A 12,994-nucleotide genomic window follows, 5' to 3' on the forward strand; every position below is an offset into this window, starting at 1 on the left:
TCTCATAATTATTATATCTTTGAACTATTTTCTTTACCATGATACAACCTTGATAAGAGTTTCGAACGAAGGAGGAATCGTCATTATGAAAGCACGCACCATGTTTGAAAAGATTTGGGACAATCACGTGATTCACGAGGAAGCAGGAAAACCTAGCCTTTTGTACATCGACCTGCATTTGGTTCACGAGGTTACCTCTCCACAGGCATTCGAAGGACTTCGCTTGGCTGGTCGCAAGGTTCGCCGTCCAGAGCTCACTTTCGCTACGATGGACCACAACGTTCCTACAGCGGATCGCTTCAATGTAAAAGACCCGATCTCCCGTCAGCAAATGGAAACATTGACAGAGAACTGCCAAGAGTTTGGCATCACCCTCGCTGACCTGAACAGCCCTGACCAAGGGATCGTGCACGTCATCGGTCCTGAGCTCGGTCTGACTCATCCAGGGAAAACGATCGTTTGCGGGGACAGCCACACCTCTACACACGGTGCATTCGGTGCCCTGGCATTCGGGATCGGTACCAGCGAGGTCGAACACGTACTGGCGACCCAGTGCCTCCAGCAGCTCAAGCCAAAAACGATGGAAGTTCGCGTAAATGGCGATTTGCCATTCGGAGTCAGCGCAAAAGACTTAATTTTGGCGATTATCGCAAAATACGGAACTGACTTCGCTACCGGCTATGTCATCGAGTATACAGGTGCTGCCATCCGCAAGCTGACCATGGAAGAGCGCATGACCGTCTGCAACATGACGATCGAAGGCGGCGCTCGCGCGGGTCTGATCGCTCCTGACGAGACTACGTTTAACTACCTGAAAGGCAAGCGTTACGTACCACAGGGCGAAGACTTCCTGGCTGCCGTAGAAGCGTGGAAACAGCTTGTCACAGACGAAGGTGCGACGTATGACACAGTGGTAGAAATCGACGCGACACAAATCGCTCCGCAAGTGACATGGGGTACTAGCCCTGGAATGGGTACCAACATCACAAGCACCGTACCAAATCCAGAATCCTTCGAAACCACTGCACAACGCAAAGCTGCGCAAGACGCGCTCGCTTACATGGGTCTTGAGCCTGGCACACCAATGAATGAAATCAAAATCGATCGCGTGTTTATCGGCTCCTGTACGAACGGTCGGATCGAAGACCTTCGCAAAGCAGCTGAGGTGGCAAAAGGACGCAAGGTCTCCCCTGCTGTTCATGCCATGGTCGTTCCTGGTTCCCAATCGGTGAAACAGCTCGCCGAACAAGAAGGCTTGCACCTCATTTTCCAAGAAGCTGGCTTTGACTGGCGCGAGTCCGGCTGCTCGATGTGCCTCGCGATGAACCCTGACATCCTCTCGGAGGGCGAACGCTGCGCGTCTACCTCTAACCGGAACTTCGAAGGCCGTCAAGGACGCGGCGGACGCACACATCTGGTGAGCCCGGAGATGGCTGCAGCTGCGGCGATTGCTGGCCACTTCGTAGACGTACGTGAATGGAAAAATGAGAACGTGAGCAAGGAGGTATTCCAATGAATCCATTTGTCATCCACACAGGTCTGGTAGCCCCTCTCGACCGTGTAAACGTAGATACAGACGCCATCATCCCTAAACAATTCCTGAAGCGGATCGAGCGCAGTGGCTTTGGCCAGTTCCTGTTCTTCGAATGGCGCTTTAACGTAGACGGCACACCGATTGACTCGTTCATCCTGAATACGCCAGCGTACAAGGATTCTACCATTCTTCTCGCCCGCAACAACTTCGGCTGCGGCTCCTCCCGTGAGCATGCCCCTTGGGCGCTTACGGACTACGGATTCCGCGCGGTCATCGCACCATCTTTTGCGGATATTTTCTACAACAACTGCTTCAAGAACGGCTTCTTGCCGATCAAGCTGAGCGAAGAACAAGTCGACGAGCTGTTCAAACGGGCAGAAAGCCGTGAAAACTACCAGCTGACCATCGACTTGCAGGAGCAGGTTGTGAAAGACAACGAGGGTCTTTCCTATCCGTTTGAAGTGGATCCCTATCGTCGTTACTGCCTGCTGAACGGACTGGATGACATTGGTCTGACGCTGCAGTACGAAGACAAAATCTCTGCGTACGAAGCACAACGCTCCTAATAGAAAAGAGAGGCGAAGGCACGGGATCCATGCCTTCGCTTTTTTGTTTCCGTAGCCCCTCTTCTCTTCGATCTATTCGATGAGCAGGTACATATGCGTTTCATCGAAGTAGCGCTCCCCTGCCTTCAACGCTCTTTTCTCGAATCCATAGGTTTGGAAGCCCATTTTCTCGTAAAAGCGAACCGCTGCCGGATTCGTGGTAACGACGGCGAGCTGCACCTGATCGACATCTCCCAGCCCGCGGATGTAATCGAGTGCCGCATTCATTAAGCCAGCAGCCACCCCGCTGCCTCGATGTACTTCCCTTACGTACATGGAGACAATAGCTCCCTTATGTCTGACTTTTCTTCCCTTATGGCGGAAGAAGCCGATGGTTCCTACGATTTCTCCCTTTTCAAAAGCGCCAAAGAATGCGTTTTCTCCCGGAGTCTGGGTCAGCCTCTCCTGCCATTCCTCCAGCGTGCGATTCTTTTCGTCCTCGTAGGTCGACCCGAAAGCATCCGGATCCTTTTGCAGCGCTTCTAATCTGCATGCTGCAAAGGCTTGTGCATCCTCTGGTCCCAGTTGTCTGATCTCCATCCCTGCTGCCCCTCTCCCTGCATTTCCCATCAATGATAGTGGAGACCTGCACGAATGTAAAGACTTGCAGACCAGCTTATGCTGTTTCGATACCTGTATCTCCCTGCAGTCCTAGCGACTGGATGGCTTGCTCCCGCAGTTTGAATTTTTGAATCTTGCCGGAAGCAGTCATCGGGTACTCATCAACTACCTGAATGTAGCGCGGAATTTTAAAGCGGGCGATTTTCCCTTGGCAATACTCGAGCACCTCTTCTTCGGTCAGGGCTTCACCCGGCTTCACACGAATGCACGCCAGCACCTGCTCCCCGTATTTCGGGTCCGGTACCCCAACCACCTGGACGTCGAGGACTTTGGGATGAGTGTAGAGAAACTCCTCTACCTCCCGCGGATAAATGTTCTCTCCCCCACGGATGATCATGTCCTTCAGGCGGCCAGTAATTTGAAAATAGCCGTCCTCGTCCATGGTTGCCAAATCCCCGGTATGCAGCCAGCCTTCAGCGTCGATCGCTTGCGCCGTTTGCTCAGGCATGTTGTAGTAGCCTTTCATCACGAGATATCCGCGCGTGCACAGCTCGCCTTGCACGCCTTGTGGCAGGCTCTCACCCGTGACCGGGTCGATGACCTTCGCCTCGACTCCTGCGTGCGGGCGTCCCACTGTAGATACCTTCCGCTCGATGGAATCCTCTGGGACGGTCTGTGTAATAACGGGTGAAGACTCCGTCTGCCCGTAAGCAATCGTGATGTCTCGAATGCCCATTTTATGGACGACGTTTTTCATAACCTCGATCGGGCACAGCGAGCCTGCCATGATACCCGTCCGCAGCGAGCTTAAATCCCGCTCGGCAAAGGTCGGATGGTTCAACTCTGCGATAAACATGGTGGGTACACCGTACAGGGCCGTGCATCGTTCTTCTTCCACCACACCCAGCACGATACCCGGATCGAATGCGATGACAGGAACCATCGTGGCCCCTGTAGCGACACACGCCAAGGTTCCCATGACGCAGCCAAAACAATGAAAAAAGGGAACAGGGATACATACGCGATCCTGCACGCCTAGCCGCTGGCATTCGGCTACCTTGATCGCATTGTTGACAATATTCGTATGGGAAAGCATGACACCCTTGGGAAAGCCCGTGGTCCCTGAGGTGTACTGCATATTGATCACATCATCAGGGGTCAGGCTTTGCTGCCTGGCGATCCGCTCTTCCTCCTGGACCAGATTCGCCCGCTCCATCAGATCCTGCCATAAGAACATCCCTGGCTGCCGTTCTTCCCCGATATAAATCACATTTTTCAAATGAGGAAGCCGTTCTGCTTGAAGCTTGCCTGGCTCGCAGGTGTCAAGCTCTGGACAAATCTCCCGGAGCATCCCCAAATAGTTCGCATCGCGATAGGAGTCGATCAAGAGCAGGGTCGTCGATTCCGACTGTCGCAGCAAATACTCCAATTCATGCGTTCGATAACTCGTATTGACGGTTACCAGAACGCCTCCCATTTTTGCCGTGGCGTACTGGGAGATGACCCATTCCGGGACATTCGTGGCCCAGATCGCGATGTTCTCTCCTTTTTGAATCCCTAAAGACAGAAATCCTCGTGCTGCCTGATTGCAGATGTCCTGAAATTGAGCAAACGAATAGCGAAGTCCCCTCTCATGATAAACGAGGGCCTCTTTCTCTGGGTACTGACCCGCCGTTTCATCCAATAAATCTCCGATTGTGATTTCACGCAGCATGCAAAACACCTCCGAATATTCAGACAAATCGACCTTGCCATTGGAAAAATTCTCTCTCTTCCAACATATTCCTGCTCTACTCCAAAAAGAAAAGCGTCCCGCAATTGGAACGCTTTCTGCTTACTTCACGACAAACTTTTGAGTGGTTTCTACCTTATAGGGGAGGTGATTGCTGTAGTTCAATTCTACACGCAGCTCATGCTCTCCTTTTGGCAGCTTCTTTAAAAGAAACTCGGGATGGTAGATCATGCCCTTGGCTTCTCCATCCAAATACAGGTGAGCGTGACCTTGACCAAATACCGCTTGCTGGCTCATATCGCCATTTTCCTGTGTAAACTGGAAATTCTGCGTGAGCAACGTTACTTCCGCTGTCGTACCGTCTACCGAAATGTCCATGTTCAGCGAGGGCTTTTCCGAACCGACGGGCTGAGTTACGGGAACCGAGGAAGCCGGTACGCTTTCTTCAGTCGGTCGATACGAATCCGATACGTGCAAAGGATCTTTTACCAATAACACGATGCCCGCTACCAGGACGATCAGGACGACGATTCCACCCAAAATGAGATTGCGCATACTGACGATAAAGACCTTCATGTCTCTACTCTCCCTTTCGCTCAAGCTTGTCACTTATTTGTACATGCATACGCGAAAATATAGAGAGTTAGAAGCAAAACTTTTCTAGCATTTATCGATAGTTGATAAATTGCACGTCCAGTGGAAGGTCTGACTTGCGAATGGCAAGGATGATCTGCTGGAGCTCATCCTTGCTTTTTCCGGTCACGCGAATCTGATCGTCCTGGATTTGGGTTTTCACTTTCAATCCGGCATCCTTGATGATGGTGTTGATTTTTTTCGCGTTTTCCTTGTCGATCCCCTGAACCAGCTTGACGCGTTGGCGCACCGTACCCCCAGCGGCCGGCTCTACCTTGCCATAATCCAGGTTCTTGATGGGAACTTCCCGTTTTACGAGCTTCCCGATCAAAATATCCTTGACCTGCCCGAGCTTGAATTCGTCATCGGATACGAGGACGAGCTCTTCCTTTTCCAGCGTGATTTTGCTTTTGCTGCCCTTGAAATCAAATCGGTTTTCAATTTCCTTCAGTGCAGTCTGGATGGCATTGTTTACTTCGGACAAATCCACTTTGGAGACAATATCAAACGAACTTTCTTTGCTCATGGAAAGACCCCTTTCTACGTCTACTTTTTTTCAACAGGCTAAAAAAACGCTAGATTGCACGTACAAGCCCGCCATCTACGAGGAAGGATTGACCCGTCACATAGCTGTTGGCAGGGGATGCGAGGAACGTAACCATACGCGCAAACTCGTCCGGTTGACCGTAACGTCCAAGAGGGATCGATTTCTCAAAAAAGCTGCGCACTTCGTCTGCACTGGATTCCAGCTTCTGCGCGTCCATCTCATCGAGCTGTCTCACACGATCGGTGGCAATCCGTCCCGGTCCTACCGTATTGATCAGGATGCCGTCCGGGCCGAGTTCAGCAGACAGTGTTTTGGCGAGGCCGAGCACACCAGTCCGAAATGTATTGGAGAGGATCAGGTTCTCCAACGGCTGCTTAAAAGAGGAGGAAGCAAAGTTGATGATGCGCCCGAACTGATTGGCGCGCATATGCGGTAACACGGCGCGAATCGCCCGAACATAGCTGAGCAGGTTCAATTCAAATGCCTTGACCCAGTGCTCGTCACTGAGTTGATCGAATGTACCTGGAGTCGGTCCGCCCGAGTTGTTGATTAAAATATGTACACTGCCAAAATGACGAACCGTTTCGTCTACAACACGTTTGATGTCTTCTTCTTTGGTCACATCAACCGTGACTGCCAGTGGAGACTTCCCTGTCGCTTGCTCGATCTCATCCCGTACAGACGCCAATGCGGCTTCATCACGACCGCAGATTGTGACATTTGCCCCTTCTTGCGCGAGACAAATGGCGGTTGCTCTTCCCAACCCTTTTGACGATGCGAGTACGATCGCTGTCTTTCCCTGCAATTGCAAATCCATAACCATTCTCCCTTCATGATGCCCATCAGTCAAATCTTATGGCTCTCTCTTTATTCTACAGAACTTTCTGAAGGACGAAAAGCAAAAGAGAAGAGGGATCATGCACTCCTCTTCTCTCTTTGTGTTCCTTTTACATTTGCGTCGGCTGCAGATTGGCTTTCTCTGCTTTCTTCGCCTGGCGCTTGTCTTGACGTGCCAGTCTGCGGGCGAGCCGCTTCTCTTTTGCCCCTTCAAACAAGGAATACAAGACAGGCACGAGAACAAGCGTCACGATCGTGTGGAATACGAGGCCTGAGATGACCGCTGTCGCGAGCGGTGCCTCCAGATCGGAGCCCTCTGCCATGGCAAGACCCATCGGGAGCATCCCTAGTATCGCCGTCAGTTTGGTCATAATGACAGGACGCACACGCTCTTTGGTCCCTAGCACAATCGCCTCTGCCAAGTTCATACCGCGACCGCGCAGCAGGTTGATACGGTCAATGAGCAAAATGGCGTTCGACACCACGATCCCCACGAGCATGATAATCCCAATCATGGCCATCTCACCGAATACGCGCTGGGTCAGAACAAAGCCAATCACGACGCCAACCAGTGCCATCGGTATCGTCAGCAAGATGATAAACGGCTGAGACAGTCTTCCGAACTGCGCGACCATCACGACGTAAATCAGTGCGAGCACGCCGGCGAATACAAAGATTCCTTGGGTCATATTGGCGCTCTGTTCCTTCAGCTTCCCCGCAATTTCAATGCGATAGCCGGCAGGCACAGCTAGCGTAGGGAGCTTTTCCGTTACCTGTCTGCCAACTGCCCCCAAGTCGGTTCCTTGCATTTCTGCTGAAACCGTCACGATTCGCTCACCCTTGTCATGGGTGATGACTACTGGCGATTTGCTGTACGTCCAATCTACCAATTCGGATAAAGGCACTTGTGACCCGCTTTTGCTCGTAATCATCATGTGCTTCAGCTGATCAGGGTGCTTTAGCCAATTGTCAGGGAGCTTGGCGACGACATCTACGTCAATTCCGTCTTTCGTGATGGACGTGATCGGTTGATCCCCGATCATTGTACTGAGCTGCTGCAGCAGGGAACGAGGGTCGACGTTCAGGCGGGACATCGCTTCCTGCTTGGGTACGAGGGTCACTTTTTCCTTGCCCTCTTTAAAGTCGTTACGGATGTTGTCAACACCAGGAATCGTGGCGAGCATGCCTTCTACATCGGAGGAGATCTTGCGCATGTGCTCCATGTCATCCCCGACGATATCCAGCTGGATCGGTGCATCCGTACCTTGCCCACCAAAGTTTGTAGAAATGGAATCAATGCCCGGTATCGCTTTGAGGCGCTCATTCACATCTGCTGTCAGTGCTTCCTTGTCTCGCTGACGCTCACCTTTCGGGCGCAGGGAGATAAAGATTTCCGAGCTTTCTTTGGATGAGAAGAAGAATACGTCTTTTACCTCGGGAATCTCGCGCAAAGCTACTTCTCCAGCCAATGCGGCCTTTTGCGTTTTTTCGAGCGTTGAGCCTGTCGGCATCTCGATGGTGGCAAACACCAGATTTTCGTTGGCATCGATGCCTTGCCCCATCTTCATGAGCGGCATCATCGTTCCTGCTACAACGAAAGTGGCGACGGCTACCAGCAACGTTTTCACCCGGTGACGCAGGGCAAGCTGCAGCAGCTTGCTGAACCACTGAACGATTCTGTGCTCCTTGACCTCTCCTTCCAGGGAAACTTTCTTATCCTTTTGCAAGAAGCGATCAGAGAAGACCGGCACGAAGAAAAACGCAGCGATGGTAGACGCAATAATGGCCGAGGAAACCGTAAAAGCAATCGTAGCTAAAATCGGTTTGAGCCAGTCTTCAAAATCTGCAAAAATCAGCGGGAGAAATACGATAATGATCGTCAATTGCGACGTAAAAACCGGAGTAAGTACTTCCCTGGTCCCTTTGACAATCGCTTGCGTCAAAGGCTCGCCCTTTTCTCTGAAGTGATAAATGCTCTCCAGAACCACGATAGCGGCGTCCACGATGAGACCTACGGATAGACTGAGAGAAAGCAAGCTCACCATGTCGATGTTGTAGCCACCCAGTTTCATCGCGATGAAGGTCATGAGGGCAGACAATGGCAGTGTAGTCGCGATGACCAGTGTGACGCGCCAGTTGCGCAGGAAGACGAACAGGATGATGATGGCCAGCGCGCCGCCAATCATGACATCACGGCTGAGGTTGGTCACTGCGTGCTGAATATACGAGACGGCTTCTACCATGACCTTCATTTGGTATTGGCCGTTTGCCTCTGCCTGGATGTCACGGACGACTTCTTCGACCTTGCCTTGCGTCGTGATCAGATCACTGCCTTCTGCGCGTTTGACACTCAAGTGAACGAAGACGTTTCCATCGGTCAGTGCCACGGAATCCTTGACCTTTCCGCGCAGGTCCTCGATCGTAGCGAGCTGGCTCAGCGTGACTGTTCCATTTGGCGTTTCGATCGGGAGAACCGTCATTTCCTGTACGGTGCTGTACGTATCATCGACCATGACTACCGTATCAAACCCGGAGTTCTCCAATGTTCCGACGGCTTGCTTCCAGTTGGTTTGCTGCAGCTGACTTATGACCTCTCCAGGTGTAGTCCGAAAAGCGTTTAGCTGCTCGGGACGGAGCGTGACGGCAATCTGATTTTCAAAGCTGCGGTCGGAAATCTCTACTTCCTTTACACCGGGAACAGCTTCAATGCGGTCTTTGATCGTCGTCTTGGCTAGGCTCAGCATCGCTTGCGGATCAGCACCAACCAGGGCATAGTCGATCAGGGCATCGTCACCAAAGCTCATTTGATTGACTTCCACACGGTCCACTGCTTTTGGGAAGTCATTGCGCAGTCGGTTCACAGCATTTTGCACGTCAGATTTGACCTTTTCGCCTGTTCCTTCCTTTGCAGTGATTTGAATGTTCACGGAGCCGGAGCCTGTCGTCGATGTGTATTCCTTGATTTCCGTAATGGACTTTAATTCTTGCTCGATCTTTTTGGTGACTTTGTCTTCCATTTCCTCTGGTGGAATGGATCCACCCGATACGTTGACCGACAGAACGGGGAAGTTGGTTTTCGGTACCAGCTCGACGTTGAAGCTGGTCAATGAGCCTATCCCTGCAATCACCAACAGAAACGTGAAGAGGTAGACAATGAGCCGGCGCTTTAGCAAAAAGAGAATCATCTTGTTCATACCGCTATTCTCCTCTCGCCTCTACTTTTTGCCCCTCTACGTAGAACGTAATGCCGGTGCGCAAAAGCTGATCCCCTTCTTTGATTCCGGACAGGATTTCAACCTGGTCCCCTGTCATCTGACCGACTTTGACTTCTTTACGGACAGTCAAACCGTTTTCCACTGCCATGACGTAGTGCTGGGATTGGCTTACCCCGACACTCTCCAAAGGTACCAGGAAGCCGGCGATCTTGCGTGGAACCTCCACCGTTGCAGTCATGCCTCCGCGCCAGTAGTTATCCGGGTTCGGGACGGTGACCTCGACGCGGTATTTACCCGTCTGCTTGTCGACAACGGGGGATACGAAGGTTATCGTTCCTTCGCTTTTCTTCCCGTCATCTGAGACAATTTGCACCTTTGCTTTTTCCTGGAACTGGCCAATGCTGTCATTGGTAATATCCAGTGTCACCTTTACCTCAGACAAATCGACCAAATGGATGATCTGTTCACCCGGTGAGGCCTGCTCCCCGGATTGTTTGAAGACTTCTACAATTGTGCCTGCGAAAGGCGCTTCGATCTTCGCATCTTCCAGCGTCTTTTTCGCTCGATCTACCTGACCTGTCGCCTGCTTGATGGATGCGTTGGCGACTGCCACGTCTTCTGGCTCAGCTCCACGCAACAGTTCGTCTAGCGCCAATTGTACGTCTCTTACCGCGATTTCGGCTTGTGTCAGCGCCCGCTTCCGGTCATTTATTTCGCTTTGCGAAATAGCTCCTCCAGCTAACAGCTTCTCGCCTACTGTAACATCCTGCCGGGCTTTATCCAGCTGACTTTGCGCACTTTTTACCTGCAGACGCTGCTGCTCGATCGCTTGCGCCGTCGCCCCTTTGAGCGTCTGTGTCTTGCGTGCTGCCGCTTCTGCGACCTGACTTGCCGCGACTTCCACTTCTTTTTGGTAGTAACGGGTATCCAGTGTCGCCAAAAGCTGCCCTTGACCGATTCTGGCTCCTTTGCTCACCTGGATGGCTGAGATCGTCCCCCCTGTCCCGAAAGGCAGAACAGCATCCCGCTTTGCTTCCACCATGCCCGTTACACGCAGCATGACAGGTTGTGCAGCCTTCTGTACGTTGACCACTTCCACTACTTTTGCCTTTACTTCTGCCTGCTGAGGAGCTTCAGGAGCAGGGCCGCATCCCGTTGCTACGAGCAGCAAGGAAGCCAACATAATCGACGCTCGTTTTTTCACCTAGATTCCTCCACCTATTTCGCAATCATTTCCTTGCATCATTGTGCCAGTTTTTCCCTCCTGTGCAAAACAGCCAACGGGTGGAACTTCTCCTCCGTCCAAGGGCGGAGGGACAATATTGCGCAGGACATAAGTATATACGAAACAAATAGCCAGCCGTTACTTTTTTTCTCATTTTTTACAAAAAAAGCAAACAAAAAAAACAGCCAAGGCGTACGCCCTGACTGCTTTCTCGGATCTGTGTCTTGCTTTTCTTTATCCTTTCGAGACCAGCTGCTCCATTTCTTCCAGCAGCTCTTTGAAGACCGCCAAGCCCTCGCGAATCGGATCGGGAGTCGTCATATCTACGCCCGCGTTTTTCAGCAGGTTCAGCGGATAGTCGGAGCTGCCGCCTTTCAGGAAATTGAGATAGCGATCGACGGCGGGCTGGCCCTCCTCCAAAATTTGTTTGGAGAGGGAGGTTGCTGCAGAAAAACCGGTCGCGTACTTGTACACGTAGAAATTCCGATAGAAATGAGGAATTCTTGCCCACTCCAAGTCAACCTGCTTGTCGACGACCATATCCGGCCCATGGTAAGCCACATTCAGCTCGCGGTAGATTTCGCTCAGTGAATCGGCTGTCAAAGGCTCGCCCTGCTCTTCCTTCTCGTGAACGATCTTCTCGAACTCCGCGAACATCGTTTGGCGGAAGACCGTTCCCCGGAATTGCTCCAGGTAGTAGTTGATCAGATACATTCTTTGCGCTTTGTCGGTCGTCGTCTCCAGCAGATGGTGCATGAGCAGCGCTTCGTTGAGTGTAGACGCGACTTCCGCTACGAAAATCTTGTAGTCGGCATACGTATACGGCTGTGCGTGGTTGGAATGGTAGCTGTGCAGCGCGTGCCCCATTTCATGTGCGAGCGTAAACATGTTGTTCACATTGTCCTGATAGTTCATCAGCACAAACGGATGCGTGGTATACGCCCCCCAAGAGTAGGCGCCACTTGTCTTGCCTTCGTTTTCATACACGTCGATCCAGCCTTTGGAGAAGCCTTCCGCAAGCACACGCCCGTACTCTTCCCCAAGCGGTTTCAGTGCGACCTTGATCGTCTCAACCGCCTGATCATAAGGTATTTTCATGTCTACTTCCGGCACGATTGGCACGTACAGATCGTACATGTGGAGCTCATCTACTCCGAGCAGCTTTTTCCGCAAAGCGATATAGCGATGCATCAGCGGCAAATGCTCATGAATGGTCGCAATCAGGTTGTCGTACACGGAAAGGTCTACATTATCCGCAAACAGTGCCGCATACAGCGCAGATGGATACTTGCGAGTCCGGGCGTAGAACACATCGCCTTTCACAGCCGACGTAAGGGATGCTGCAATCGTATTGCGGAACTTCCCGAACGTCTCGTACAGCGCATCAAACGCCTCTTTTCGCACACGGCGGTCCTTGCTTTCCATAAACTGCGTATAGCGGCCTTTGGTCAGCTCGACTTCTTCCCCGTTTTCATCCGTGATCATCGGGAATTTCATGTCCGCATTGGACAGCATGCCGTAAATTTTGTTCGGTGCCGACGCCAATTCGCTCATATTGGCCAAGAGGGCTTCTTCCTCGGAAGACAGCGTATGAGGCTTGAAGCGCGTAATCTCGTCCAGCAAAATACGGTAATGAGCAAGCCCGGACACTTCGCTGATCCACTTTTCCAGCTCGTCTGTAGGGATCTCCAATATTTCCGGCTGTATGTAAGAAATCGCACCGTACGCCTGGGTGCTCAGACTCGTTGCTCGGTCTGTCAATCCTTGGTACGTGCTGTTGGCATTGTCCTCGTCACGTCTCATCCGTGCATAGACGAAGACTTGATCGAGGGTCTGGAGAAGCTCATCTTGCAGCTTCAATGCAGCCAGCAGGTCATTCCCGGACTGTCCGAGCTTGCCCTTCAGCCCTGCCAACTGGTCTGCGAGCTGCTTGGCTTTTTGCACATCCTTTTCCCAATCGGAATCACTGGGATAAATATCTTCGAGACGCCATTTGTATTCGACAGGGACATCACTGCGTTTAGGCAGTGTTTTGCTTTTGTTCACCGTGATCACTCCCTCGTAGTTTGCTTATTGGTGAAATCATCCATATGATTATCCTATCG

Annotated in this window: 10 protein-coding genes; 2 read left to right on the forward strand and 8 right to left on the reverse strand. The window is 51.8% G+C overall.

Going from position 1 to position 12,994, the window contains the following annotated elements; translation table 11 throughout:
• Window positions 1-85: 85 nt before the first annotated feature.
• On the forward strand, window positions 86-1,516 hold the full coding sequence (gene leuC / locus EDM59_RS07470) for a 3-isopropylmalate dehydratase large subunit (protein WP_122923015.1): 1,431 nt from the start codon (window positions 86-88) through the stop codon (window positions 1,514-1,516).
• Window positions 1,513-2,100: a 3-isopropylmalate dehydratase small subunit gene (gene leuD / locus EDM59_RS07475; protein ID WP_122923016.1), complete on the forward strand. Its 588-nt coding sequence runs from the start codon at window positions 1,513-1,515 to the stop codon at window positions 2,098-2,100. The genes leuC and leuD overlap by 4 nt, the downstream gene beginning before the upstream one ends.
• A gap of 72 nt (window positions 2,101-2,172) precedes the next feature.
• Here leuD and EDM59_RS07480 read toward each other — a convergent pair whose 3' ends face one another.
• The 8 genes from EDM59_RS07480 to pepF form a co-directional block, all read right to left on the reverse strand.
• Window positions 2,173-2,679, reverse strand: a complete 507-nt coding sequence (locus tag EDM59_RS07480) for a GNAT family N-acetyltransferase (protein ID WP_122923017.1) — start codon at window positions 2,677-2,679, stop codon at window positions 2,173-2,175.
• Between the two features lie 76 nt (window positions 2,680-2,755).
• Entirely contained in the window at window positions 2,756-4,414 is a 1,659-nt protein-coding gene (locus EDM59_RS07485; RefSeq protein ID WP_122923018.1) for an AMP-binding protein, read from the reverse strand.
• Window positions 4,415-4,534: 120 nt separating this feature from the next.
• A complete protein-coding gene (locus tag EDM59_RS07490) occupies window positions 4,535-5,008 on the reverse strand; it encodes a hypothetical protein (protein ID WP_122923019.1) in 474 nt (157 codons plus the stop codon).
• A 91-nt stretch (window positions 5,009-5,099) separates the two neighbouring features.
• Complete coding sequence (locus tag EDM59_RS07495; RefSeq protein WP_092272324.1) at window positions 5,100-5,591, reverse strand: YajQ family cyclic di-GMP-binding protein; 492 nt, start codon at window positions 5,589-5,591, stop codon at window positions 5,100-5,102.
• A gap of 49 nt (window positions 5,592-5,640) precedes the next feature.
• Entirely contained in the window at window positions 5,641-6,429 is a 789-nt protein-coding gene (locus EDM59_RS07500; protein WP_122923020.1) for an SDR family oxidoreductase, read from the reverse strand.
• Window positions 6,430-6,559: 130 nt separating this feature from the next.
• Window positions 6,560-9,643 (reverse strand): efflux RND transporter permease subunit, encoded by a 3,084-nt coding sequence (locus EDM59_RS07505; protein WP_122923021.1) that lies wholly within the window; start codon window positions 9,641-9,643, stop codon window positions 6,560-6,562.
• A 4-nt stretch (window positions 9,644-9,647) separates the two neighbouring features.
• Complete coding sequence (locus tag EDM59_RS07510; protein WP_122923022.1) at window positions 9,648-10,868, reverse strand: efflux RND transporter periplasmic adaptor subunit; 1,221 nt, start codon at window positions 10,866-10,868, stop codon at window positions 9,648-9,650.
• A 255-nt stretch (window positions 10,869-11,123) separates the two neighbouring features.
• A complete protein-coding gene (gene pepF, locus EDM59_RS07515; RefSeq protein WP_122923023.1) occupies window positions 11,124-12,935 on the reverse strand; it encodes an oligoendopeptidase F in 1,812 nt (603 codons plus the stop codon).
• Between the last annotated feature and the right edge of the window lie 59 nt (window positions 12,936-12,994).

It is taken from the genome of Brevibacillus nitrificans (assembly GCF_003710965.1).
GTDB lineage: Bacteria > Bacillota > Bacilli > Brevibacillales > Brevibacillaceae > Brevibacillus > Brevibacillus centrosporus.